The sequence below is a fragment of the Deltaproteobacteria bacterium PRO3 genome, from assembly GCA_030263375.1.
Taxonomy (GTDB): Bacteria; UBA10199; UBA10199; order DSSB01; family DSSB01; genus DSSB01.
The window spans coordinates 1-24978 of the sequence record SZOV01000008.1 but is presented as its reverse complement, the minus strand read 5'-3'; the positions used below and the strand labels follow the sequence as shown (position 1 = coordinate 24978).

27 protein-coding genes and 1 tRNA gene are annotated in these 24978 nt (G+C 62.8%); 22 read left to right on the top strand and 6 right to left on the bottom strand.

What is annotated here, in order from left to right:
• Window positions 1–91: 91 nt before the first annotated feature.
• From pgsA to FBR05_02750, 7 genes are all read left to right on the top strand, one after another.
• Window positions 92–697 (top strand): CDP-diacylglycerol--glycerol-3-phosphate 3-phosphatidyltransferase, encoded by a 606-nt coding sequence (pgsA, locus tag FBR05_02780; GenBank protein MDL1871110.1) that lies wholly within the window; start codon window positions 92–94, stop codon window positions 695–697.
• A 148-nt stretch (window positions 698–845) separates the two neighbouring features.
• Window positions 846–1406 carry a hypothetical protein gene (locus FBR05_02775; protein ID MDL1871109.1) on the top strand — a complete coding sequence of 187 codons (561 nt, stop codon included), beginning with the start codon at window positions 846–848 and terminating at the stop codon, window positions 1404–1406.
• On the top strand, window positions 1407–1883 hold the full coding sequence (locus FBR05_02770; protein ID MDL1871108.1) for an SRPBCC family protein: 477 nt from the start codon (window positions 1407–1409) through the stop codon (window positions 1881–1883). It begins immediately after the preceding gene.
• 83 nt (window positions 1884–1966) lie between these two features.
• Complete coding sequence (gene typA / locus FBR05_02765) at window positions 1967–3775, top strand: translational GTPase TypA (GenBank protein MDL1871107.1); 1809 nt, start codon at window positions 1967–1969, stop codon at window positions 3773–3775.
• A 277-nt stretch (window positions 3776–4052) separates the two neighbouring features.
• Window positions 4053–4661 carry a hypothetical protein gene (locus FBR05_02760; protein ID MDL1871106.1) on the top strand — a complete coding sequence of 203 codons (609 nt, stop codon included), beginning with the start codon at window positions 4053–4055 and terminating at the stop codon, window positions 4659–4661.
• 44 nt (window positions 4662–4705) lie between these two features.
• Window positions 4706–5371 carry a DedA family protein gene (locus FBR05_02755; protein ID MDL1871105.1) on the top strand — a complete coding sequence of 222 codons (666 nt, stop codon included), beginning with the start codon at window positions 4706–4708 and terminating at the stop codon, window positions 5369–5371.
• Window positions 5372–5455: 84 nt separating this feature from the next.
• Window positions 5456–5659, top strand: a complete 204-nt coding sequence (locus FBR05_02750; protein ID MDL1871104.1) for a dodecin domain-containing protein — start codon at window positions 5456–5458, stop codon at window positions 5657–5659.
• Here the strand turns inward: FBR05_02750 and FBR05_02745 are convergent.
• From FBR05_02745 to FBR05_02735, 3 genes are all read right to left on the bottom strand, one after another.
• Entirely contained in the window at window positions 5637–6464 is an 828-nt protein-coding gene (locus FBR05_02745; GenBank protein MDL1871103.1) for an alpha/beta fold hydrolase, read from the bottom strand. The two genes, FBR05_02750 and FBR05_02745, sit on opposite strands and share 23 nt — an antisense overlap.
• Before the next feature lie 112 nt (window positions 6465–6576).
• Window positions 6577–8148 (bottom strand): NCS2 family permease, encoded by a 1572-nt coding sequence (locus FBR05_02740; protein MDL1871102.1) that lies wholly within the window; start codon window positions 8146–8148, stop codon window positions 6577–6579.
• 49 nt (window positions 8149–8197) lie between these two features.
• On the bottom strand, window positions 8198–8992 hold the full coding sequence (locus tag FBR05_02735) for a hypothetical protein (protein MDL1871101.1): 795 nt from the start codon (window positions 8990–8992) through the stop codon (window positions 8198–8200).
• Window positions 8993–9079: 87 nt separating this feature from the next.
• On the opposite strand from FBR05_02735, the gene FBR05_02730 reads away from it, so the two are divergent.
• Together FBR05_02730 and FBR05_02725 are read left to right on the top strand one after the other, a co-directional pair.
• Entirely contained in the window at window positions 9080–9553 is a 474-nt protein-coding gene (locus FBR05_02730) for a peptidylprolyl isomerase (GenBank protein ID MDL1871100.1), read from the top strand.
• The gene (locus FBR05_02725) at window positions 9537–10340 is read left to right on the top strand and encodes an alpha/beta fold hydrolase (protein ID MDL1871099.1); all 804 of its coding nucleotides are present in this window, start codon (window positions 9537–9539) and stop codon (window positions 10338–10340) included. Before FBR05_02730 ends, FBR05_02725 begins: the two co-directional genes overlap by 17 nt.
• Here FBR05_02725 and FBR05_02720 read toward each other — a convergent pair.
• Complete coding sequence (locus FBR05_02720; protein MDL1871098.1) at window positions 10294–10704, bottom strand: DUF1232 domain-containing protein; 411 nt, start codon at window positions 10702–10704, stop codon at window positions 10294–10296. The two genes, FBR05_02725 and FBR05_02720, sit on opposite strands and share 47 nt — an antisense overlap.
• On the opposite strand from FBR05_02720, the gene FBR05_02715 reads away from it, so the two are divergent.
• Window positions 10703–10957 carry a GIY-YIG nuclease family protein gene (locus tag FBR05_02715; GenBank protein ID MDL1871097.1) on the top strand — a complete coding sequence of 85 codons (255 nt, stop codon included), beginning with the start codon at window positions 10703–10705 and terminating at the stop codon, window positions 10955–10957. The genes FBR05_02720 and FBR05_02715 overlap by 2 nt on opposite strands.
• Here FBR05_02715 and FBR05_02710 read toward each other — a convergent pair.
• Window positions 10945–12117, bottom strand: a complete 1173-nt coding sequence (locus tag FBR05_02710; protein ID MDL1871096.1) for an NAD(P)/FAD-dependent oxidoreductase — start codon at window positions 12115–12117, stop codon at window positions 10945–10947. The genes FBR05_02715 and FBR05_02710 overlap by 13 nt on opposite strands.
• 163 nt (window positions 12118–12280) lie before the next feature.
• Here FBR05_02710 and FBR05_02705 point away from each other — a divergent pair.
• Both FBR05_02705 and FBR05_02700 read left to right on the top strand, forming a co-directional pair.
• A tRNA-Gly gene (locus tag FBR05_02705) sits at window positions 12281–12355 on the top strand.
• Between the two features lie 334 nt (window positions 12356–12689).
• Window positions 12690–14465, top strand: a complete 1776-nt coding sequence (locus FBR05_02700; GenBank protein MDL1871095.1) for an adenosylcobalamin-dependent ribonucleoside-diphosphate reductase — start codon at window positions 12690–12692, stop codon at window positions 14463–14465.
• A gap of 99 nt (window positions 14466–14564) precedes the next feature.
• On the opposite strand, the gene FBR05_02695 is transcribed toward FBR05_02700, so the two are convergent.
• Window positions 14565–15746: a hypothetical protein gene (locus tag FBR05_02695; protein MDL1871094.1), complete on the bottom strand. Its 1182-nt coding sequence runs from the start codon at window positions 15744–15746 to the stop codon at window positions 14565–14567.
• A 115-nt stretch (window positions 15747–15861) separates the two neighbouring features.
• Between FBR05_02695 and FBR05_02690 the strand changes: the two genes are divergently transcribed.
• The 10 genes from FBR05_02690 (at window position 15862) to cysK (ending at window position 24761) form a co-directional block, all read left to right on the top strand.
• The gene (locus tag FBR05_02690) at window positions 15862–16488 is read left to right on the top strand and encodes a long-chain fatty aldehyde decarbonylase (GenBank protein ID MDL1871093.1); all 627 of its coding nucleotides are present in this window, start codon (window positions 15862–15864) and stop codon (window positions 16486–16488) included.
• Window positions 16489–16572: 84 nt separating this feature from the next.
• Window positions 16573–17655, top strand: a complete 1083-nt coding sequence (pheA, locus tag FBR05_02685; GenBank protein ID MDL1871092.1) for a prephenate dehydratase — start codon at window positions 16573–16575, stop codon at window positions 17653–17655.
• Window positions 17633–18514: a prephenate dehydrogenase gene (locus tag FBR05_02680; GenBank protein MDL1871091.1), complete on the top strand. Its 882-nt coding sequence runs from the start codon at window positions 17633–17635 to the stop codon at window positions 18512–18514. Before pheA ends, FBR05_02680 begins: the two co-directional genes overlap by 23 nt.
• Window positions 18511–19818, top strand: coding sequence for a 3-phosphoshikimate 1-carboxyvinyltransferase (gene aroA, locus FBR05_02675; GenBank protein ID MDL1871090.1), 1308 nt, complete (start codon window positions 18511–18513; stop codon window positions 19816–19818). Before FBR05_02680 ends, aroA begins: the two co-directional genes overlap by 4 nt.
• Before the next feature lie 124 nt (window positions 19819–19942).
• Window positions 19943–21589, top strand: a complete 1647-nt coding sequence (locus FBR05_02670) for a 30S ribosomal protein S1 (GenBank protein ID MDL1871089.1) — start codon at window positions 19943–19945, stop codon at window positions 21587–21589.
• 98 nt (window positions 21590–21687) lie between these two features.
• Window positions 21688–22587, top strand: a complete 900-nt coding sequence (gene sppA / locus FBR05_02665; protein MDL1871088.1) for a signal peptide peptidase SppA — start codon at window positions 21688–21690, stop codon at window positions 22585–22587.
• Entirely contained in the window at window positions 22584–22910 is a 327-nt protein-coding gene (locus tag FBR05_02660; protein ID MDL1871087.1) for an integration host factor subunit beta, read from the top strand. Before sppA ends, FBR05_02660 begins: the two co-directional genes overlap by 4 nt.
• Window positions 22907–23410, top strand: coding sequence for an HIT domain-containing protein (locus FBR05_02655; GenBank protein ID MDL1871086.1), 504 nt, complete (start codon window positions 22907–22909; stop codon window positions 23408–23410). Before FBR05_02660 ends, FBR05_02655 begins: the two co-directional genes overlap by 4 nt.
• 9 nt (window positions 23411–23419) lie before the next feature.
• Window positions 23420–23824 carry a LapA family protein gene (locus FBR05_02650; GenBank protein ID MDL1871085.1) on the top strand — a complete coding sequence of 135 codons (405 nt, stop codon included), beginning with the start codon at window positions 23420–23422 and terminating at the stop codon, window positions 23822–23824.
• 10 nt (window positions 23825–23834) lie between these two features.
• On the top strand, window positions 23835–24761 hold the full coding sequence (gene cysK / locus FBR05_02645; protein MDL1871084.1) for a cysteine synthase A: 927 nt from the start codon (window positions 23835–23837) through the stop codon (window positions 24759–24761).
• Window positions 24762–24978 lie beyond the last annotated feature (217 nt).

The window sequence follows — 24978 nt, the reverse complement described above, 5'->3', positions numbered from 1 at the left end:
CTTTTGCCTAATTTCAACTTTTTATCGTATTTTGCGCCCAGAAACTTAGGCACTCAGGCACTTAGGTACTTAGACACTTAGAAATTCAGACATGGACAGCTTGAAGACCGCCAAAAAGCGGGAGTATTTCAACCTCCCCAACTACCTCACCCTGGGCAGGATCCTGCTGATTCCCGTCGTTTTGGTCCTGATCGCCAAGATCTCCCCCGAAAAGAGCGTCCGCGACAACCTGGTCATGGGCATCGCCGCCGCCCTGGTCTTCATCCTGGCCGGCGTCAGCGACCTGGTCGACGGCTATTACGCGCGCAAGTACAAGATCAACGGCGTCTTCGGAAAATACTTCGACCCCCTGGCCGACAAGCTGCTGATCCTGGCGGTGATGATCATGCTGATCCCGATCGGCCGCATCCCGGCCTGGATGGTCATCGTATTCCTGGCCCGCGAGATCTCGATCACCGCGCTGCGGGGCATGGCAGCCTCCGAGCAGATCGACCTGCCGGCGGACTACTGGGGCAAGAAGAAGGCCGCCACCCAGACCCTCGCCCTGATCGGCCTGATGGTCTACTACCCCTTCCTCGGTCTCGACTTCGGACGGATGGGCTGGATCCTCCTGATCCTTTCCCTGGTCATCGCCGTCGGCTCCGGGGTCAACTACGTCGTCCAATTCTCCCGCACCATCCTCCAGAGGTACCGATGAGCGGCGAAGATACCGAATGCCCGCCCCTTTGCGATCGAACCGTCCCCGCCGCCTGCGAGCGCTGCGGCCAACCCGTCCGCGCCGAGCACGGCCATTTCAAGTGCAACGCCTGCGGCTGGCTCACGCATTGCTGTGAAGGCGGAGCGGAATGAAGCGAGTCATCGGAATTTTCTTGCTCTGCCTCGCGCTTTGCCCCGCGCCCCTGCGCGCCGAGTCCGAGTGGATCGCCGTGAAGAAGATCTACGACGGCGACACCCTCAAGCTGAAGGACGGCCGCAAGGTCCGCCTGATCGGGATCGACGCCCCCGAGCTGCATCGCAACGACAAGTTGTACCGCGACACCCAGCGCACCCATCGCGACGCGAAGACGCTGCTCAAGATGGGCAAAAAATCCTACGAGGTGCTGAAGAAGCTGGTGGGGAAGGGGCCCGTGCGGCTGGAATTTGACCAGACCAGCCGGGACAAGTACCAGCGCTCCCTGGCCTATGTCTACGTGCGGATGAAACCAGAGCGCTTCGCGAAGGCCGTCGGGGCGCCGCGCCCCAAGAAGGGAGCGGACGACGAAACGAGGGAATACCTGGTCAACCGCGAGCTGATTCGCTACGGCTGGGCCGACGCCTTCCGCAACTTCGATTACCGCTACAAGGCGGAGTTCCTCGACCTGGAACGCCAAGCGCGGCAGCAAGGCCTCGGGCTCTGGAAAGATTGAATGAAGACCTTTCTGCTGAAAAGCTCCCTTTGGCTGCCGACGCCCCGCGCGGAGCTCTTTCCCTTTTTCGCCGACCCCGGCAATCTGCAGCGGATCACGCCACCCTGGCTCCATTTCAAGGTCCTGAAGTCCAGCACGCCCGAAATCCGACAGGGCACCGTGATCGACTACCGGCTGTGGCTGCGCGGCCTCCCCATCCGTTGGCGCAGCGAGATCAGCGTCTGGGAGCCGCCCTTTCGCTTCGTCGACGAGCAGCGGCGGGGACCCTACCGGCGCTGGATTCACCAGCATCTCTTCACCGAAAGGGACGGCGGCACCCAAGTCGAAGACCTCGTCGAGTACGCCGTCCTGGGCGGGGCCCTCGTCAACCGGCTTTTGGTGCGCCGCGACCTCGACAAGATCTTCGCCTACCGCTGCCGCGCCCTCCAAGAGATCTTCCCGCCCGGCCCGGAGGGCCTCGGCGCGCATCTGGACTAGCTGCCATGATTCTCCGAAAATAAGCGCAAAAAGCCTTGCCTTCGCCGGCCCGGCCCCGCTAGGAACGCAGCCCAAGGAAAACTATGAAAAATCCCGCGCACAACGAGAAGATCCGCAACGTCGCCATCATCGCCCACGTCGACCACGGCAAGACCACCCTGGTCGACTTCATGCTGAAGCAGGCCGGCACCTTCCGGGCCAACCAGGAGACCGTCGACCGGATGATGGACAGCATGGACCTCGAGCGGGAGCGCGGCATCACCATCGCCTCCAAGAACTGCGCGGTCAGCTACAAAGGCACCAAGATCAACATCATCGACACCCCCGGCCACGCCGACTTCGGCGGCGAGGTCGAGCGCGGCCTCAAGATGGTCGACGGGGCCATCCTGCTGGTCGATTCCTCCGAGGGCCCCTTGCCCCAGACCCGCTTCGTCCTCAAGAAGGCCCTTGAGGGCCACCTCAAGATCATCGTCGTCATCAACAAGATCGACCGCAAGGACGCGCGCCCCCAGGAGGTCTTGAACGAGCTCTACGATCTCTTCATCGACTTGGACGCCGACGAGACCCAGATCGAGTTTCCCATCCTCTACGCGATCGGCCGCGAGGGCATCGCGCAAAAGACCTTGCAGGACAGGGGCACGGACCTGGGCCCGCTCTTCGACGCTATCATTCAAGAAGTCCCGGCGCCGGGCTACGACCCCGCCGAACCCTTCCAGATGCTGGTCACCAACCTCGGCTATTCCGACTACCTGGGGCGCCTCGCGATCGGCCGCGTCTTCCAGGGTACGGCCAAGAAGAACGACAGCCTGACCTGCATCGGCAAGGACGGCCAGGCCAAGGCCCTCAAGGTCTCCAACTTGCAAACCTACGAGGGCCTCAAGTTCCAGGAGGTCGACCAGGTCGAGCCCGGCGACATCGTGATCCTTTCGGGCATCGAGGACGTCGCGATCGGCGACACCATCTGCACCGTCGCCCAACCCAAGGCCCTGAAGCGCCTGGTGGTCGACGAGCCCACCGTCGCGATGAAATTCATGATCAACACCTCGCCCTTTTCGGGGCGGGAGGGGAAGTTCGTCCAATCCCGAAAGATCCTCGAGCGCCTGCAGAAGGAGACCCTGCACAACGTGGCCTTAAGGGTGGAGGAGGGGGAGACCCCGGACAGCTTTTTGGTGAAGGGCCGCGGCGAGTTTCAGATGGCCATCCTGATCGAGACCATGCGCCGGGAGGGCTTCGAGCTGGCCGTGGGCCGGCCCCAGATCATCTTCAAGGAAGAAGGCGGCGTCCAGCTCGAGCCCATCGAGCACCTCTTCGTCGACATCCCCGAGGACTTCATGGGGGTGATCACCGAGAAGCTCTCGATGCGGCAGGGCCGGATGATCAACATGGTCAACCACGGGACCGGGCGGATCCGACTCGAGTTTTCGATCCCCTCGCGGGGCCTGATCGGCTACCGCAACGAGTTCCTCACCGACACCAAGGGCGTGGGCCTGATGAATTCCTACCTAAGCGGCTACGAGCCCCTGCGCGGCGAGATCAAGAGCCGGGTGAGCGGTTCGCTGGTCTGCGACCGGATGGGCGAGAGCGTGCCTTACGCCCTGTTCCACCTCGAGCCCCGCGGCGTCCTCTTCATCGGCCCCGGCGTCCCCGTCTACGAGGGGATGATCATCGGCGAGCACAACCGCGACAACGACCTGAACGTGAATCCCTGCAAAGAGAAGAAGCTGACCAACATGCGCGCCGCCGGCAAGGACGAGAACGTCATCCTGACCCCCGTCCTGCCCATGACCCTGGAGCGGGCGATCGAGTTCATCAAAGATGATGAATTGGTTGAAGTGACGCCGAAAAACATTCGATTGCGCAAGACGATTTTGCCGGCCAATCAGCGCAAGTAGTTCGCTCAGCACTCCCGAAGGCAATACTCTCCAAGCAAAACTCCGCAAGTAATACTTTAATAAATTGCGTCCTAGGCGATGGGCCTGGAACGGGTGGCCGGGCGGGGGCCCCCCGCCGCGCGCAGCCTGCGAGCACGGTGGGGGTGCAGACCGGACAGGACCCGTTCCAGGCCCATCGCCTAGGACGCACTCCTTTAAAGGTAACCGAGAGGTTATTTACATCCCGCCCGCTATTCGTTACAAAGCTAGGGCACTCCGTTTTTTAAACGAGAGCACCATGAAACGGACGTCCTCCTACCAACCCTTCCAGCATCCGGCGCTAAAGCTCTTCTTCACCCGCTTCCCCCACCCCTGGGTCACGATCGCGATCTACGTCCCGGCGGGCCTAGCCCTGGTCCTCTGGTCCCTGCATTTAGAAACAAGGTCCTGGCAATCCGCCTTGCTCTGGATCGGCCTGGGAGTCTTCGCCTGGACCTTGGTGGAATACTTGCTGCACCGCTTCTCCTTCCACCGAACGCGGGGCGGAGAGCCCTGGAAGACCTTCCACTCCGGCCTCCACCTGGCCCACCACCGCGACGTCGAGGCCCAAGACCTGATCTTGGCCCCTCCCTTTATCGGCTTTCTCCTGGGCCCCGCGGAGGTCCTGCTCTTCACGCTCTTAAGCGGCGGCCTGGCGCGAGGCCTCCTGATGGAGGCGGGGCTCTTCATCGGTTATTTCCTCTACGAATGGGTGCATTACTCGACCCATTTCGGCCCGGCCCGCGGCCCTCTGATGAAATTCTGGAAGACCCACCACCTGCGCCACCACTTCAAGGACCCCCACGGGAACTTCGGCGTCACCACGCCGCTGTGGGATTGGGTCTTCCGCACCCGGGTCCAACCTTGAGCCTTTTGCTTGGACGGGGCGGCGAAGCGTGCTAGCCCAGGCCCATGCAAGAGCTCTTCGCCCTGATCACCAACCTCCACACCCCCGAGGGCATTGAGGCCCTGATCCGCTCCGGCGGACTGGCGGTCCTGATCGCGATCGTCTTCGCCGAGACGGGGCTCTTGGTGGGCTTTTTCCTGCCGGGCGACTCGCTCTTGGTGACTGCGGGCGTCCTTTGCTCGCGCTCGCTCAGCGGGGGCGAACCCATTCTCAATATCTGGACCGTCAACCTGACCTTGATGGCCGCCGCGGTGATCGGAGACCAAGTAGGTTTCCTACTGGGCCGCAAGACGGGACCCAAGATCTTCGACAAGCCGGACAATCGTTTCTTCAAGAAAAAATACGCCCTCGAGGCCCACGCCTTCTACGAAAAGCACGGTGGCAAGGCGATCATCCTGGCGCGCTTCGTGCCGATCATGCGGACCTTCGTGCCATTCATCGCCGGCGTGGCCGACATGTCCTACCGCAGGTTCGTGATGTTCAACGTCTTCGGCGGCATCGGCTGGGTCCTTTCGATGACGATGCTGGGGTATTTTTTAGGCCGCAGCCCCTGGGGGGAAAAGATCCACCTGATTATCTTGGTGGTGATTTTCATCTCCATCCTGCCGATGGTCGTGGGGATCGCCAAACGCCTGCTCTCCGGCGCGCCCAAGGCGAATTCCGCCCTGTAACCGGGTTCCCGAAAATAAAGGTTTTTAATTAGTCCCCGGACTCCTATAATTTCCCCATCCCAAAAACCTCGAAAGGAGTCTCCTATGGCCGTCGCTCGCAAGACCCAAATCGTGGCTTCCTCGAAGGAAAGCTTCCACGACGCCGTCAACCAGGCCATCTCTCGCGCCGCCAAGACCCTGCGCGGCATCACCGGCTTGGAGGTCGTCGCCCAAAAGGCGAAGGTGGAGAAGAAAAAGATCGTCGAGTACCGCGTCGAGTGCTGGATCACCTTCGTCCTGGACGAGTAGGCAAGGGCTCGCCTTTCAACCAATGCAATAGCCAGGGGAAATGATCTTCCCGCGCGTCGGGGTGCGTCAGGATGTCGATGTGCCCGTAGTCGTGGAGGTTTCCCCAGCGCCTTCCCAAGATACGATATTCGAAGCGGCCGGGATGCGTCTCCTGGATGAAATCCTCCACGTCGCTCGGGTGTCCGAGGCTGCGGTCCGCGCAGCCCACGAGGTGCAGGGTCCGCGGCAGCTTCGCCTCGGCCAGGGCCGCCGCGTAGTCGAAGCCGTCGGCCGGGTCGATCCAGGGATAGTTCGGCTGCACCCACAGGCGGTTTTGCCGGTGGGAGAGGGCGGTCTCGTTGTCGGCGCCCAGGCGCAGCTCTTTCATCGGCAGGTAGCCGTAGAGCCCCACCAGGAACCTGGCCCCCCAATTCCAAAACAGGTCGATCTTGACGAATTTTTCCCAATTGAAGACGCGGATGCGCCGCTTGCTCGCGAAGCAGGCGAGGGACTTCACCCAGGGCCTTATCTCGGGAAAGCGCGCGTAGGCGGAGGCCAGCAGGACGCCGCCCCAGCTGTGCGCGATCCAGTGCTGCGGGACGGGGCCCCGCCGTTCGCGGATGGCGCGGAGCATCGCGGGGATATCCTCGGCGATCTGCTCGGTCTGCCCGTAGCGCGAGCGGGGCCCGATCGCGGGACGGGAGGCGCCGCGGCCGCGCAGGTCGCCGACGTAGACGTCGTAGCCGTGCTCGGCCAGGTAGGGGGCGAGGCCCTTGCCGGCCTCGGAATAAAAGACGCGGCCGTTTTCGACGGAGCCGTGGAGCAGGAAGAGGGGCGGGCCCTGGGGATTTTTCCAGATGCGGCGCAGGTGCAGGCGGTCCTTCTCGCCGACCGGGACCCACAGCGATTTTTGCCGCACCGTCCGCCTCGTCACGCGCTCACTCCCCCCGGCCGCTCGCTGGGGCGCCCATTGCAGGCTTAACCCAATAAGCCGCCGCCAGGAAGACTGCCGCGCTCAGGCCGTAGGACAGGGCGAACTCCGGCGCCGCGGCCCAGCCGAAATGATTCTGCACGCCCAACGCCGTCAGGTCGTAGGCGTGGATGAGGCCCACCGCGGCCAGGACGGCCGCCGCCGCGCACCAGGCCGCGGCCTTGCGAAATTCCCGCTCGACCAAAAATACGACCACCGAGGCCAGGATCATCGAGCTGATCAGGAATCCTTGGTTGAGCGCGATCACGCCGTGGATGAAGAGCTGGTTGCCGAATTTGGGCGCGACCGCGAGGAGCGTCGTCCCCGCCTTCTGCAGAGAGGTCTCGACCACCATGAGCGTCCAGGCCGCCAGCGAAGGGATGAGCCCCATCGCCACCGCGAGGGCGTGGCGCCGAGGCACCTCCTGGAAGGCCTGGGCCGTCATCACCAGACCGATCCAGAGCAGGATCCCCAGCGTCGCCTCCAGGGGCACGAACCTCAAGACCAGGGAGATCCCGCCGAACAGGCAGAGCAGGGTGATGAGGGCGCCGTTCAGCAGCGAGTAGCCGATCCGCGCGCCCATCGCCTTCCAGCCGGGGTGCCCGATGTAGATCGTCGTGGGAAAGGCCGAGCCGAGGAAGGCGGCCAGGACGCTGCACAGGCCGTTGGCGATCAGCGAGGGCCGCGTCTCGTAACGGTCGCCGGCCGCCTCGGCGCTCTCCAAGTTTTGCAGCGAGCCGATCAAGTTGAACAGGGCCATGGGGAAGATCACCGCCATGTGCCGCCAGCCCCAGGAGCTGCCGAGCATCGCGACGAAGTCGCCCGGCACCGGCTGCGGCGGGTGAAAGCCAAAGCTGTAGTTTAAGGCCGCCGGCTGGAAATAATCGAAGCCCAGCAGGCGCAGCAGCCAGGCCAAACCGACCCCCAAGAGGACGGCGACGAAACCCCCGGGCAGGCCCAAGGGCAGCTTCACCTTCGCCGCGTAGGCGAAGAGGATCAGCATCATCGGCAAAAGCGCGACGGCCGGAGAGGCGAAGATCTGGAAAATGAAGCCCAGGGCGATGAAGGTGAGCGCGACGCCGGCCAGGGAGGAGAGCAGGGCCGCCCGCGGCGTGTGGCGCCGCAGCCAGTCGCCGAAAAAGGCGCCCACGGTCTCGAGCAGGCCGCTCAGCAGGCAGGCGAAGAGACCGACCTGCCAGACCAAGGTCGGATTTTTCGTCTCCTGATAGATCGGCCCCATGATCAGGAAGAGGAAGGCCACCAGGCTGGGGGTGTTGATTCCGTAGGGAAGGGCGGTGACGTCGTCGCGCCCGCTGCGCTTGGCCAGGCGCCAGGCCTGCCAGGAATAGAAGACGTTGCCCAAGAGGATGGAGACGGCCGCCCCCGGCAGGATGCGGTGGGTGACCAAGTCCTCGGGCAGGCCCGCCACCGCGGTGCTGAAGACGGCGATCAGCATCAGCTGCAGCAGATTGTCGATGAAGAGGCCGAAGAAGCCGTCCAGGTCGCCGGGGACGAAGAGCCGCGGGGTTTTGGGGGTCATGGGCGGAACCTAAAAGAATCCCCCCGCCAGGTCCAGCGAATGCTGGCGCCTATTTGGTCACCGGCCGGTAGACCGTGTCGCGCTGCTGGTACTCCAGGGCGGTGATGACGCCGTTGCGGTCGTAATCGATGCGCTTGAACTCCTCGCTCTTGCCGCGCCACTCGGTCTTCGAGATGATGCCGTCCCGGTTATCGTCGAGGCTGGCGAAGCTACGGTCGCCGGACTCTCGCTTGCGGTAGAACTCGGCCCGGCTCAGGACCCCGTCGCGATTGTCGTCGAAGCGCTCGAAGAGCTCGCGGCTCTCCTTCCATTCGCCTCGCGAGACAATGCCGTCGTTGTTTTTGTCGAGGTTGTCGAAGCGGTCGAGGCGTTCGTCCTCGCGGTCGGAGAATTCCACGCGGGTGAGGACCTTGTCGCCGTTGTCGTCCAGCTTGTAGAAATCGCGGACATTGCCGCGCCACTCGGTCTTGACGAGGATGCCGTCGTTGTTGACGTCCAGCTCCTCGAAGCGCGCCTGGTAGGTCGTCTCGAACCCGGAGCCGGGGCGCTTGGCGCCGACCTGCAGCTCGATGCCGGAGAGGACGCCGTCGTTGTTCCAATCTTGGTTGCGGAAAGAGCGGCTGCTGCCGCGCCATTCCTGGCGGGTGATCACGCCGTCCTTGTTTTTGTCCAGGCCCTGGTACTTCGTTTTGGGGGCCTCCAAGGCCTGGGCGGAGACGGCGCAGGCGGCCAAGGCGATGCCGCCGAGGACGCGCAGAAAAGAAAGGGTCTTGGAACGCATGGTCGGCCTCCTTAAAAAATCCGTTTTCTCCGAATGTCCCTTAAGACGCCGGCGCGTTGCCATCGGTTACAGAAATCTCGCCCGGCTTGCGGAAAAACACTGGATTTCGCGAAGATAAGTCGATTAGGCTTCGAGGCCAAGGAGAAAAACATGTCCAATCCTCGAGTTGTTTCGTTCCATTACGCCCTGACCGATCCCAACGGCAATCTCATCGATTCCACCGAGGGCGGCGAACCCTTCACCTTCATGGAAGGAGTGGGGCAGATGATCCCCGGCCTCGAATCCCAAATGGGCGGCCTGAAGAAGGGCGACAAGAAGACCCTCCAGGTACCCCACGGCCAGGCCTACGGCGAGCGCGACGAGAGCCTCGTGCTCCAGGTACCGCGCGACAAGTTTCCGGTGAAAGAGATCCAAATCGGCGACAAGTTCCAAGTGGGCAACGCCCCCGGCGGCCCCCCCATGACCGTCGCCGACCTCGACGACAAAAACGTGATCCTCGACGGCAACCACCCCCTCGCGGGCGTCGACCTCACCTTCCAAGTCGAGATCGTCGACGCGCGCGAGGCTACCGAGCAGGAAGTGGCCCACGGCCACGCCCACGGCGCCCATGGACACGATCATTAACGGCCGCAAGCTCTTCGTCCGCGAGGCGGGGGACCCGCGGGGGCTTCCCGTGGTCTTCCTCCATGGCTTTCCCTTCAGCCACGCCATGTGGCGCCCGCAGCTCGAGGCGCTTCCCGCCGGTCTCCGCGCCATAGCCTACGATTTGCAGGGCCTCGGTGCCAGCGACCCGGGAGACGGGCAGTACACGCTGGAGGGCCACGTCGACGACCTGATCGCCCTCCTGGATAGGCTCTCGATCGAGAAGGCGGTCGTGGTGGGCCTTTCGATGGGCGGCTATATCGCGCTCCGCGCCCTGGAGCGAAACCCCGAAAGGTTTCTCGCCGCCGCCCTCTGCGACACCCGCAGCGAGGCCGATGCCGACGAAGCCAAGCTCCGCCGCGCGGCCCAAGTCAAAGAGGTGAAGGAAAAGGGCTCGGCGCATTTCGCCGAGGGCTTCCTGAAGGCCGTCTTCGCGCCCGAGAGCTTCGAGCGCCGACCCGAGGCGGTGGCCTTGATCCGCGGCATCGTCGCGGCCACCCCGCCGCGCGGCATCGCCGGCACCCTGATCGCCCTCGCGGCGCGCAGCGACACGACGGCCTCGCTCGAAAAAGTCCGGGTACCGGTCCTCATTTTAGTCGGGGAAAAAGACCGAACCACGCCGCCGGAAGCGGCGCGGGCCATGCACGAAAAAATCCGCGGCTCGCGTCTCGAGATCATCCCCGGCGCCGCGCATATGAGCAACCTCGAGAACCCCGAGGCCTTCAACCGTCGCTTGTTCGAATTTCTTGGCTCTGTTCCCAGGCCGTGAAGCGTTGAAGGTCGCGGCGGATCGAGGACAATACCAGGCCGACCACCACGGCGTCGTCGACAAAGCCGAAGGCGTAGATGAAATCGGCGATAAGATCGAAGGGATTGAGGAAGTACAACACGGCCCCCGCCGCGGCCAGGAGCGACTTCCAGGGGACGTCGCGGTAGCGGCCGGTCCCGTAGGCGCGCAGGAGGCGGAGCAAAGTTTTCAATTCGTCCCAAAAGGCACCCAGCCGCGACTGCTGGGCCTGGGCCTTGGCGTCGGCCTCCTGAACCAGCTTGTCGAGCTGTTCGGGGTCTTGGACCAGGCGCAGGGCGCGCTGCTGCAGATTTTTGATCGAGGGAACTTCCATAGGGCGGATCATGAATCAAGCCGGGTGGTTTGTCTACATCCTGAAATGCGCCGACGGCAGCCTCTACACCGGCATCGCCAAAGACCTCGCGAAGCGCCTCGAACGGCACCTGGAGGGCAAGGCCTCGCGCTACACCCGCGCCCGTCTGCCCGTCACCCTGGTGTATCAGGAGCCGCAGCCCGACCGCTCCGCGGCCTCGATCCGGGAGGCGGCCATCAAGCGGCTCTCGCGCCCGGATAAAGAGGCCCTCATTCAAAGCGCCTGACCCGCCGCGAAGCCCGAGGCCCAGGCCCATTGAAAGTTATAGCCGCCCAGCCAACCCGTCACGTCCACGACCTCGCCGATGAAATAAAGCCCGGGGACTTTTTGCGACTGCAGGGTCTTGGAAGAAAGCCCGGCGGTGTCGACGCCGCCGCGGGTGACCTCGGCCTTGGCGTAACCCTCGGTTCCCTCCGGCACGAGCTCCCAATTTTTCAACAAGGCGCCCAGCTCGCCGAGCTCCCGGTCGGAGTATTGGGGGAGGGGACGGGAGGGGAAGTGCAGCTCGCACCAGCGCTCGACGAAGCGCTTGGGCAGGAGGGCGGCGAGGAGGTTTTTCAGCTCGGAGCGCTCGCCGGCCCTTTTTTTCTGCAGGAGGTAATCCCGGACCTCCAGATCCGGCAGCAGGTCGATGCGAAGCGGCTCTCCGGCCTCCCAGTAGGAAGAGGCCTGCAGAATGGCCGGCCCGCTCAGGCCCCGGTGGGTGAAGAGCAGGGCCTCGCGGAAGCTCGCCCTGCCGCAGGACACCCGCACTTCGGCGGAGACGCCCGACAGCTCGCGCCAGCGCTCGCTCAGCGCGGGGGGCAGGGTGAGGGGGACCAGGCCCGGCCGGCACTCAATCAGGCCGTGGCCGAAGCGGCGGGCGATCTCGTAGCCGAAGGGCGAGGCCCCGAGCTGGGCGTAGGACAGGCCGCCCGTGGCCACGACGAGGGCGCCGGCCTCCAGGAGACCCTGGTCGGTGTCCAAACGAAAATGCCCGTTATTCTCGATGGAAAATATACGGCTCTTCAAGTGTATCTTGACCTTGGCGGCCGCGCATTCCTTCAGCAACATGGCCACGATTTCTTTCGAGGAGCCGCGGCAGAAGAGCTGGCCCAGGGTCTTTTCGTAGTAGGGGATGCCGTGGCTTTGCACGAGGTCCATGAAGTCCTCGGGGCGATAGCGGGCGAGGGCGGAGCGGCAGAAATGGGGATTGGCCGAGAGGAAGTTCTCGGGGCCGACCTTGCGGTTGGTGAAGTTGCAGCGCCCGCCGCCGGAGATGAGGATCTTCTTGCCGACCCGGTCCGCGTGTTCCAGGACGAGGACCCGGCGGCCCCGTTTCCCGGCCTCGACGGCGCACATCAGCCCCGCGGCTCCGGCCCCGATGATGACGGCATCCCAATGCATGGGCGCCCTAGATCATATTTCGCATTTTTGATAAAGAAGGGGATAGCAAAGGGGTTCCTCCAATTTCGAAATTCGCATGCGATTTTCGAAATTGGAGGTAGGGGACTAGGTTTTCGGAACGGTTGACAATTCCGGGGGAGGCCGATATGAGCCTCCCACCCATGCGGGAGTAACTCAGTGGTAGAGTGCAACCTTGCCAAGGTTGACGTCGCGGGTTCGAGCCCCGTCTCCCGCTCCATGTCTTAGGTGGCCCAAAAGGCCACCTTTTTTTTATCCAAAAAAAACCTCCCTTTAAGAATCCAAGGGGCTCGGACCCACGGCTTTAGCCCGCTCGAATTCACTTCGAGCGGGCGAATCGTCTCGAGCCCCGTCTCCCGCTCCATGTCTTAGGTGGCCCAAAAGGGCACTTTTTTTTACCCAAAATGGTTCGCCCCTGCATAAATCCTCTACAAAAACGCCGCATTTAACCGATCGCGTCATTCCCCGCTCCAGGCCCCTTCATTTTTTCCAAAGATTGTTTTGGGGACTTGACTCGGGATGGATTAAAATTCCCATCAGAGGAGTTTGTGAGCATGAAGTCCCTTTCGCCCACCGCGTTAAGGATTTTGGAGGCGCGCTATTTGCGGAGGGACAGCCTCAACCGCGTCGTCGAAAGCCCCAAAGACCTGTTTCGCCGCGTCGCCCACGCCGTCGCCCAGGCCGAGGCCGCCTTCAGCTCGCTGGACGAGGTCGATTACTACGAAAACGAATACTACCAGATGATGTCCCATCTGGAGTTCCTCCCCAATTCCCCGACCCTGATGAATGCCGGCAAGGAAAAGGGCCAGCTGGCCGCTTGCTTCGTCCTGCCTGTGCCCGACAGCATCGAGGGCATCACCAAGGCGGTCCAGCAGATGACGCTGCTGCACAAGACGGGGGCCGGCACCGGCTTCAGCTTCTCCTCGATCCGGCCCAAAAACGACCCCGTCAGCTCCACCGGGGGCCTGGCCAGCGGGCCGGTCTCCTTCCTCAAGCTCTTCGACAACGCGACCGAGGTCGCCAAGCTGGGCCGCCAGCGAAGAGGCGCCAACATGGGCGTGCTGCGCGTCGACCACCCCGACGTGATGGACTTCATTCGCGCCAAGGAAGAGGGAGGCCTGGAGAACTTCAACCTCTCCGTCGCCGTCACCAGCCACTTCATGCGCTGCCTTAAAAAAGGGACAACTTATCCCCTGGTGAATCCCCGCAACGGCAAGATCGTCCGCTTCGTGCCGGCGCGGGAGATCTTCGAGGCGCTCTGCAAAGCCGCGGCCGCGACCGGCGACCCGGGCCTGTTGTTTCTGGACGAAATCAACCGCCACAATCCGACTCCCCAACTGGGTGCCCTGGAGGCGACCAATCCCTGCGGCGAGCAGCCGCTCCTGCCCTACGAAAGCTGCAATCTGGGCTCGATCAATTTGGCCGCCTTGGTGAACCAGGGCGAATTCGACGAGGAGCGCTTCGAAATCCTGATCGATTTGGCGGTGCGCTTCCTCGACAACGTGATCGACGTCAACCACTACCCCTTACCCGAGATCCAAAAGCTCACCCTGGGCAACCGCAAGATCGGCCTGGGCGTGATGGGCTTCGCCGACATGCTGATGAAGCTTGACATCCCCTACGACTCGGCCAAGGCGCGCAGCTTCGCGACGACCACGATGAAGCTGTTTCTCAAGCGCTGCCGCCAGGCCTCGATGTCGCTGGCCAAGCAGCGGGGGGCCTTCCCCAACTACAAGGGCTCGGCCCTGGAGAAGCTGCGGATGCCGCCGATACGCAACGCCACCCTGACTACGATCGCGCCCAGCGGCACCTTGAGCCTCATTGCCAACACCACCGGCGGCATCGAGCCGGCCTTCGCCCTCTGCTACTATCGTAAATTTTTGGAAGGGGAGGAGGCGCTCGAGATCCTCCCGACCTTTCTCGCCCGAATGAAGGCCGAGGGATTGAACGACCGCGAGCTCTTCACGAAGATCGCGGAGACGGGGAGCGTGCAGGGCCTGGCGGGGGTGCCGAAGAAATTGCAAGAGCTCTTCAAGACGGCGATGGATCTCAAGCCGCTCGATCACGTGAAGATGCAGGCGGTCTTCCAGAAATACACCGACAACGCGGTCAGCAAGACGGTAAATCTGCCGGAAGACGCGACCTGGGAGGAGGTCTACCAGGTCTACATGTCGGCCTACGAGCAGAAGTGCAAGGGGATCACGGTCTACCGCTACGGCAGCCACGGCGACCAAGTCCTGAGCCTTGGGAAGGCGCCAAAGAAAAAGAAGACCCGCGCGGTGCTGGCGGGAGAGGCCGAGGCCTGCGATTACTGCATCACCTACCTGTAGGGGCGAACCTTGTGTTCGCCCGCCCCGAGACGCGCCGAATTGGATAATTCAGAGTATGGCTTTGTCGCAGCGGCTGTAGGGGCCGTTCGCGAACGGCCCCTACTGTTCCGCCAAGATCCGATCCAGCGCCTGATGCACCAATTTCTTCGAGATCCAATTAGGGAAGGGCCGCCCGTTGATGAAGACCGCCGGCGTTCCTTGGACGTTCGCCTTGTTGCCCAGCTCGATATCAGCGAGGACGAATTGCTTGGCTTCCTCCGAGCCCAGGCAGGCCTGGAAGGCGCTTAGATCCAACTTCAGCTTCTTGGCGATGTTCTCCAGCGACTCCCGGGAGAACTTCGGCTGCCGCTCGAAGGCCGCGTCGTGATACTCCCAAAACTTCCCCTGCTTGCCTGCGCAGTAGGAGGCGTAGGCCGCGTTGCAAGCGTTGACGTGCAGGTCGCGGGTGATCGCCGGGTTGCAATTCTTGTCCAAGGGATAGTTCAGGAAGACCAGTTTCACCTTGTCCTTGTAGTCGCTCAGGATGGGCTTGAGATTGAAGGCGGCGACCTTGCAGTAGGGGCATTCCATGTCGCTGAACTCCGCGATCACGACCTTCGCGTCGGGATTTCCCCAGAAGGGCCGGCCGGAGACGTCAATGTTGTAAGGCTGCTGCGCGAAGAATTGCTCGAGGTAGGCCTTAGCATCGGCGGGGGACAGCTCCTTCGCATACTGCTTGTGGCTGGTGTGGAGGAGGATCCCGCCGATCGCGAAGACGATCGCGAAGTAGGCGAGGCTCTTTCCCCAGGGGATGCGCTTGAAGAGTGTCACGGGTCCTCCTTGCCCGATCAGGGCCTTGAGTAAAAACCAGAGCAAGATATTCACGACGTAGAGCGAGGTGCAGAAGATGCACATCGAACGCAGTTGGAAGAAGCTGACGTAGGCCAGGAAGAGGCTGAGCAGGACGGAAAACAACGCCAAGAGGGCGGGGAGGGCCAAGACCTCCGCCAGGCTGTCCGGGGCCAGCCGCGCGTAGAGCAGGGCGCCCAGGAGGTAGACGTAGAAGACCAGGCCCAGGCCTCCCAGGGGGAGGGTGCCCAGGCTCGCATAGACGCTGGTCAGGACCAGGTCGCAGTTCAAATAGGCGCTGATATTGCAGAGGGATTTCGAGGTGAAGGCCGCCTGCAGGTGCAGAAAATGCTGCTGGACCAGATAGGCACTCGCCCCGATGCCGATTAAGACCACCAAGAGGGTCGCCCACCAAATTCCGCCGCGAAATCGTTGAATCATGGCCTCGCCCATAACCTCTTTACACGGGGGAGACAAGAATTTTGGGCTATTGACTTCCTTGACGCGATGAGGCAAAGCCCGGAAATCAGGAATATTTCGGGCGGGTGTTTCGAAAAGGGGTAAGCGTATGAACGCCCAAGCACAACAAGACTGGCAGTCCTTCCTCGACGAGGTCACGGCGACCGAATCCAAGCATTACCTGTGGTTACGCTCGCTTTCCTACCTCGAGTACATCGGCTACCGCAAAATGGTGAAGGCCCTGGGTTACGACAACGTCAACAAAGGCGTCTACCACCACCTCACCGACGAGATCCAACACAGCTACATGCTGAGGGAATTGGCCGAAAAAAATTTCGGCCGCCAGAAGGGGGAGAGTTTTTCCCAAGAATACCAAGACATCGCGGAGGACTATTTCCAAAAGATCGACGGCGAGATCGACGCCTGGGTGCAAAGGGCCAACGGCGCCGAGAACCCGCTTTACTGCTACCTCCTGACCAGCTTCATCGTCGAAAAGCGGGCGATGAGCGTCTACCCCCATTATTACAACCGGCTCTCCGAGGCCCCCTCGAAGATCATCATTCAAAAGATCATCAAGGACGAGAGCGAGCACCTAAGCTACCTCGAGGGCAAGATGCCGCTCGTCCCCGGCTTCAGCGAGGGCGAAGCCGACGCCTTGCTCGCCTTCGAGTCCGAATGTTTTTCCGAATACCTGCGGCGCATGCAGGCCTGCTTCCACCGGGCCTACGCGGCCTGACCCGTCCGACGGGCGAAATCCCGCAAATCATTGACTCTTCCGCCTTTCAAAAGTAGGACAGCCTGGCCAGGCAAAGGTGGATTCATGGGCCAGTCCGAAGACCTCAAAAAACACCGCGACCGCATCGACGCCCTCGACGCCAAGCTTCTCGACCTGCTCTCGAAACGGGGCAAAGAGGTGCAGGCCATCGGGCGCATCAAGCAAAAGCAGGGCAGCGCCTTCCACATCCCCGAGCGCGAGGCCCTGGTCTTCCAGCGGCTGCGGCGGCTCAACCGAGGTCCCTACGACAACCGGGCGGTGGAGGGGATCTTTCGCGAGATCCTCAGCGCCTCGCTGGCCCTCGAAGCACCGCTCCAGGTGGCCTATCTCGGGCCCGAAGGAACCTACACGCACCTGGCCGCCATTAGGAAGTTCGGGATCGCGACGCAGTTCGTTCCGCAGACCACGCCGCGACAGGTCTTCGAGCAGGTCGTCAACTCGCGCGTCGACTACGGCATCGTCCCCATCGAAAACTCCACCGAGGGCGTCGTCTCGCACACGCTCGACCTCTTCATGGAGTTCACGCTCACGATCTGCGGCGAAATCCAAATGGAGATCAACCACAACCTCCTCTCCAAGGCGAAGGACCTGCGCGCCATCAAGAAAGTCTACGCCCATCCGCAGGGCCTGGCCCAATGCCGCAATTGGCTGGAAGAGCACCTGCCGGGGGCCAAGCTCCTGCCGACCGACTCCAACTCGAAGGGCGCCGTGCTCGCGGCCAAAGAGAAGGGCGCCGCCGCCATCGCCAGCGACTACGCCGCCAAGCTCTACGGCCTGAACGTCCTGCGCCGGCACATCGAGGACTATCCGAACAACTTCACCCGGTTTTTGGTCATCGGCAAGCGGGCCACCTCGCCGACGGGGCAGGACAAGACCTCGATCATGTTCTCGACCCGCGACGAGCCGGGCGTCCTGTTCCGGCTGCTGAAGCCCTTGGCCGACCACCGCATCAACCTGACCAAGATCGAATCCCGGCCGCTGAAAAAGCGGGCCTGGGAGTACGTCTTTTTCATCGACTTGGACGGCCACCAGGAGAGTCCCGAGATCAGGGAAGTGCTGGCGCAGATGGAGAAGGAGTGCAGTTTCTTCCAAATATTGGGTTCGTATCCGCGGGAAGTGGGAAAGTAAGACAGTGGCGAAGCTCTACAACAACATCGCCATCCTCGGCCTCGGCCTCATCGGCGGCTCCATCGCCCTCGACCTCAAGAAACGCCGCCTCGCCCGGCGCGTCGTCGGCTACAACCGCTCGGCGCCCTCCCGGCGCGCGGCGCTCAAGCGCAGGGCCTGCGACGCCGTGACCGGCGACCCGGTCGCGGCAGTGCGCGACGCCGACCTGGTCGTCCTGGCGACGCCCGTGCGCCACATCCCCGAGCTGCTGCGCAAGATCGCCCCCGGCCTGAAAAAGGGCGCCGTCGTCACCGACGTCGGCAGCACCAAGGAGAACATCGTCCGCCGGGCCAAGAAGCTTTTGCCGAAGGGCGTGGTCTTCGTCGGCGGCCACCCCATCGCCGGCACCGAGAAGACCGGCATGGCCTCCGCCCTCGAGGGCCTCTTCGAGGGGCGTTGGTGGGTCTTCACGCCCGATTCCGCGGCGAGCCAAAAGGCCGCCAAGCGCCTCAGCCGGCTGGCCAAGGCCCTGGGCGCCAAACCCCTCGCGATCTCGCCCAAAGAGCACGACGAGATCCTCGCCGCGATCAGCCACCTCCCGCACATGCTCGCCTACGCCCTGGTGCACGCGGCGATGGGCCTGCAAGGGGGCAAGGCCCTGAAGCTCTCCGGCAGCAGCTTCCGCGACGTCACCCGCATCGCGGCCAGCTCGGCGCAGATGTGGACCGACATCGGCCTCGACAATCACCGCGAGATCCTGCGCATGATCGACCGCCACGAGCAGTTCCTCAAGCAGCTGAAGGGCCTGCTGGCCAAGCGGGACGCTAAGGGGCTGGAGAAATTCTTCGAGTCGGCCGCGAGGGTGCGGAGGAAGCTGTGAAGAACGTCCGCGTCCACCCCGCCCCGACGCTGAGGGGCGAGATCCAGGTCCCCGGCGACAAGTCGGTCTCGCACCGGGCCGTCATGCTCTCGGCCCTCTCGGAGGGGGTTTCCACGCTGCGCGGCCTCTTGATGGGGGAGGACGTCCTCTCCACGATCGGCTGCTTCCGGGAGCTGGGCGTCCAAGTCGATATTTTTCCGGACCGCGTCGTCGTCCAAGGCGTCGGATTGAGGGGCTTGAAACCCCCGCAAAAAGTCCTCGACTGCGGGAACTCCGGCACGACGATGCGCCTGATGATGGGCATTCTGGCCGGCCAGCCCTTCGAGTCGCGCCTGACCGGCGACGCCAGCCTCAACCGCCGTCCCATGGAACGGGTCGCGAAGCCGCTGCGCGAGATGGGCGCCCAGATCGAGGAATTCCGCGCCTCCGAGACCGAGCGCGTCGTCAAGGTCACGGGGCGCCCGCTGCGCGGCATCCATTACAAGCTCCCCGTGGCCAGCGCCCAGATCAAAAGCGCCATCCTGCTGGCGGGCCTCTACGCCTCGGGCGAGACCGGCGTGGAGGAGGGGACGGCCTCGCGCGACCACAGCGAGCGGATGCTCCGGCACAAGGGCGTGGCACTGGAAATCTCCGGCGGCCTGATCCGCCTCCGCTCGGGGCAAAGCCTCAAGGCCGAGGACCTCGAGATCCCCGGTGACATCAGCTCGGCGGCCTTCTTCCTAGTGGGAGGGGCGATCGGCAGTGGCTCCGAGATCCTGCTGAAAAACGTCGGCATCAATCCCACCCGCACCGGCGTCCTCGAAGTGCTGCAGGCGATGGGGACTCCCTTCGAAACTCTGAATCCCCGCGAAATCGGCGGCGAGCCCGTTGCCGACCTGCGCGTCCGCTCCGCCCCCTTAAGGGCCGCCCGGATCTCCGGGGCCTTAATCCCGAGGTTGATCGACGAGATCCCCATCCTCTGCATCGCCGCCGCGGCCGCCCAGGGGACCACCGAGGTGCGGGACGCCGAGGAGTTGCGGGTCAAGGAGACGGACCGCATCGCGGCCATGGAACGCGAGCTGGCCAAGCTGGGGGTGAAGGCGAGGGGAGTGTCGGACGGCATCGACGTGACGGGACCGGCGAACTTTCAGGCGGGCGACTTCGAGAGCGGCACCGACCACCGGGTGGCCATGAGCATGGCCGTCGCCGCCACCCGAGCGCCCAGGCCCTCCCGGGTCCTCGACGTGGACTGCGTACAGACCTCCTATCCCAATTTCTTCGACCAGCTCCAATCCCTGGGCGCCAAGGTCGAGTTTGAGGGCTGAACCCCGCCCCTAACTATCCAGAAACTAGGCATTTTCTTTTTGACACGTTTAGGCAAAGCCACTATAGTCCGCCGACCTTTTTCAAGGTAAAATTCAGAAACCCAGGAGGTTTTTAAACTGTAATATGCAAAATCAAATCGAAGACTTTGGGGCTCTTTTTGAAGAATCCCTTAAAAAACATCCCCTTAACGAGGGCGAACTCGTTAAAGGCACCGTGGTCAAGGTCACTCGCGACTATGTCATGGTCGACATCGGCTTCAAGTCGGAGGGGCAGATCAACATCGACGAATTTCGCAATCTGGACGGAGAAGTCACGGTCCAACCCGGTGATAAGGTGGATGTGGTCTTTGAGGCCGCGGAAGACGAATCCGGCATGGTCGTACTCAGCAAGGAGAAGGCGGACGCCCTCCAGGCCTGGGACAAGCTGGCCGAGGTCGAAAAAGAAAACGGCATCATCGAAGGCGTCATCATCAACAAGATCAAGGGCGGCATGGTCGTCAACGTGGGCGGCGTGCGCGCCTTCCTCCCGGGCTCGCAGATCGACCTCAAGCCGGTCAAAAGCCTCGACCGGCTGATCGGCAAAAAGTTCCGCTTCAAGATCCTCAAGCTCAACAAGGCCAAGGGCAACGTCGTGTTGTCCCGCCGCGCCATCCTCGAGCTGGAGCGCGAGGTGCAAAAGGCCGAGCTGCTCAAGAATATCGCCGAAGGGCAGGTGGTCGAGGGCCAAGTCAAAAACATCACCGACTACGGCGCCTTCATCGACTTGGGCGGCATCGACGGCTTGCTGCACATCACCGACATGACCTGGGGCCGCATCAACCACCCCTCCGAGGTCGTCGCGCTGGGCCAAACCCTCAAGGTCGTCGTCCTCAAGTTCGACCAGGACAGCCACAAGGTCAGCCTGGGCTTAAAGCAGCTGCTCCCCGATCCTTGGGAGAGCGTCCCCGAAAAATACACCGTCGGGACGCGGCTTAAAGGCAAAGTCGTCAACGTCACGGATTACGGCGCCTTCGTCGAGCTCGAAGAGGGAGTCGAGGGCCTGGTGCACGTCAGCGAGATGAGCTGGCTCAAGAAGGTGAAGCACCCCTCCAAAATCGTCAACGTCGGCGACTTCATCGAGGCGGTCGTCCTCGACTTCGACTCCAACAGCCGCCGCATCTCACTCGGCATGAAGCAGATCGAGCCCAACCCCTGGAGCCAGCTGCAGCAGAAGTACCCGCTCGGCTCGCGGGTCAAGGGCGTGGTCAAAAACGTCACCGACTTCGGCGTCTTCATCGGCATCGAAGAGGGCATCGACGGCCTGGTGCACGTCAGCGACTTCTCCTGGGCCCACAAGGCCAAACACCCCTCCGAGATCTATCAGAAGGGCCAAGAGGTCGAGGCTGTGGTGCTCAACATCGACCAAGAAAACGAACGCTTCTCCCTGGGCGTCAAGCAGCTCGACGAAGACCCCTTCCAGAAGATCATCCGGGGTTTCGCGCCCGGCAGCCACGTCAAGGGCAAGGTCACCGCGGTCGAAAACCACGGCGTCAGCCTCGACATGGGCGACGAGGTCCAAGGCTTCATCCCCAACAAAGAGCTCGACGGCGAGTCTCCGGCGGTGGGCGACGAGATCGAGGCCCAGGTCACGAACATCGACGACAAGGAACATCGCGTGGTGCTCAGCATCCGCGCCTACCACAAGTCGACCGAGAAGCAGGCCCTCGAGGACTTCCGCGCCAAGCAGGGCGACGCTACGGCGACCCTGTCGGACGTCTTGTCGAAGAATTAATCCGGCACATTTCCGGCGCCCCGGCGGCCCCGCGGCCGACCGGAGCGCCAACATCGTAGGGGGCGTTCACGAACGCCCCCTACGGCGGTGTTTCTTAAATGAAGGGAAAAAGCTTCTGGCTGTTCATTCTCAGTTTCGCCCTCGTCGGCCTGTCGGCGGCGATGTTCCTCCTCGCCATCGCCCTGGTCTCGGAGGGGGAGGGCGGCTCGATCTTCGGCAAAAATTCCCTGGCCGTGGTCGAGATCAAGGGCGGCATCTTCGACCCGAAGGAGACCCTGGACGAGCTCAATCGGGTCTATAAAAACGACGACCTGAAGGCCTTGATCCTGCGAATCGATTCTCCGGGCGGGGCGGTGAGCCCCTCGCAAGAGATCTACCAGGCGGTCCTTCGGGTGAAGGAGAAGAAAAAGGTCATCGTCTCGATGGGGACGGTGGCGGCGTCGGGCGGCTATTACATCGCGGCCGCGGCCGACAAGATCGTCGCCCTTCCGGGCACGATCACCGGCAGCATCGGCGTCCTGATGGATTACGCCAACATCGAGCAGCTCTTGAGCTTCCTCAAGGTGCGCGCCGAGGTGCTCAAGTCGGGCAAGATGAAAGACGTCGGCAGCCCGCTGCGTGAGCTGACGCCCGAGGACAGGGCCTACTTGCAGAACATCCTCGAGGACATGCACCGCCAATTCAAGGAGGCGGTGGCGAAAGGGCGCAATCTCCCGATCGAGGAGGTCGACAAGCTGGCCGACGGCCGCGTCTTCACGGGCGAGCAGGCGCAAAAGCTCAAGCTGGTCGACGAGCTGGGCGGCCAGCAAAGGGCGGTCGACCTGGCCAAGGAAATGCTGGGTTGGACGGAGGAGCCCGAGCTCCACTACCCGAAGAAGAAAAAGCCCGGTCTCTTCGAAATCCTGGCCGACGAGCAGGTCGAGTCCCGGCTGCTGAAATGGATTTACTTCCTGCGCGAGGGTCGCGCACTTTATTGGACAAAGGGGATCATGCCATGAACAAAAGCGATCTGGTCGAAATCCTGACCGAGCAACTGAAGACGCTCTCCCGCAAGGAAGTCGATCTCATCGTCGACACCGTCTTCGACAAGATGACCGAGTCTCTCAGCAAGGGCGACCGCATCGAGATCCGCGGCTTCGGCAGCTTCGAGGTGCGCACCCGGCAGGCCCGGCAAGGCCGCAACCCCAAGAGCGGCGAGAAGGTCTTCGTCACCACGCGCCGCGTCCCCTTCTTCAAGGTCGGCAAAGAATTGAAAGAACGCATCAACGGCGGGCCCGAGGCCGAAGGCGCCGAGCCCAAGCAAAAGGTGAGCGGCGAATGAAAAACCTCTGGGCGCCCTGGAGAAAAGAATTCATCCTGGGCCCCCGGGAGAAGGGCTGCATTTTCTGCAAGCTGCCGCGCAAGAAGGACGACCGCAACAACCTCATCCTGCACCGCGGCCGGCACAACTTCATCATTCTCAACCGCTACCCTTACAACAACGGCCACCTGATGGTGGTGCCTTACCGGCACACCAAGGACCTGGCGAGGCTCAAGCCCGCGGAACAGGCCGAGATGGTCGAGCTCTCGGGCCTCGCGGTGAAGGCCCTCGAGAAGACTATGTTCCCGCAGGGGCATAATTTAGGGATCAACCTGGGTGCCGCAGGGGGCGCCGGGATCCGGGACCACCTGCACCTGCACGTCGTCCCGCGCTGGGTGGGGGACACCAATTGGATGCCGGTCCTGGCCGAGACCAAGACCATGATCGAGTATTTGTGGGAGACCTACGACCGGCTCGCACCCGTGATCACTAAGATCGTCCGAAAGAACAAAAACCGATAGGAGGCCCCCATGGCCATCTGGCGTTTTGTCAAAGTCATCCTCGCGGCGCTCATCATCTTCGTCATCGCCAATTTCTTCATCACCAACTCGACCTCCCAGTCGCAGAGCCTGGCGACGCTGGTGAGCTTCAAGTTCAACATGCCGCCCTTCCTGTACCTCGAGTCCATCGACTTCCCGGTCGGCTACCTGCTCATCATCAGCTTCACCTTGGGCATGCTGTTCGCGGCCCTGATTGGCGCGGTCAACGCCTTCACCCGCTCCCGCGAGGTCAAGATGAAGAACAAGACTATCCGCGAGCTCGAAAAGGAAATCGACGAGCTGCGCGACTCCCTGGCCCGCGAGAAGAACGTCCTCCCCGAGGTCAAGCTCTCCGAAGAGCTCAACCGCCTGCCCGAGCAACCCGAAATTCATTAAGAGGTGCCCCATGCCGCGCATCGGAAAAAACATCCTCGAACTGGTCTTCAACACCCCGATGGTGCGCATCCAGCGCCTGGTCTCGGACAATGCCGCCGAGCTCTGGGGCAAGATGGAAAGCGAAAACCCGGCCGGCAGCGTGAAGGACCGGATCGGCCTCAACATGATCCTCGACGGCGAGCAGCGCGGCCTGATCACCCCCGAGACCGTCATCATCGAGCCGACCAGCGGCAACACCGGCATCGGCCTTGCCATGACCTGCGCCGCGCGGGGCTACCGCCTGATCCTCACCATGCCCGAGACGATGAGCCAGGAGCGCAAGTTGATGCTGCGGGCCTTCGGCGCCGAGCTGGTCTTGACGCCCGGCCCCAAGGGCATGCGCGGCGCCATCGAGCGCGCCACCGAGCTGGCGGAAAAAGAATCGAAGGTCTTCATGCCGCAGCAATTCAAGAACCCCGCCAACCCCGAGGTGCACCGCCGCACCACGGGCCCCGAGATCCTCGAGGCCTTGGGCGGGGTCCCGGACGTCTTCATCGCCGGCGTGGGTACCGGCGGGACGATCACGGGGGTAGGGGAGGTCCTAAAGAAGGAAAATCCCAAAGTCCGCATCGTCGCGATCGAGCCCACCGAGTCCCCGGTCCTCTCCGGCGGCAAGCCCGGCCCGCACAAGATCCAGGGCATCGGCGCCGGCTTCGTCCCCGAAATCCTGAACCGCGACGTGATCGACGAGGTGATCCAGGTCTCCTACGAGGAGGCCAAGAAGGTCAGCCGCGCCCTGGCGGAAAAAGAGGGGATCTTCGTCGGCATCAGCTCGGGCGCGGCGATCCACGCCTCCATCGCCCTCGCGGAGCAGCTGGGCAAGGGGAAGCGCATCGTGACGATCTTGCCCAGCACGGGAGAACGGTATCTGTCCACAGGTCTATTCGACCCGATGTAATCCGCTCCAGAGTAATTAGTTCTCTTACGACTTTATTTTTGCGGTAACTTGCAAAGCCTGTCCGGTTATATCTTGCCGCGTCCGCCCCTAGCCGGGGGCGACATGTCCCCGCGGAGACACGGCCTGTTCCCCCAGCAAGCCCGAACTTGCTTCGGGCGCGCAGCAAAGTCGTCAGACTTTGCGGAGTGAAATAGTCCCGGGGGCCAGGCCTCCGCTG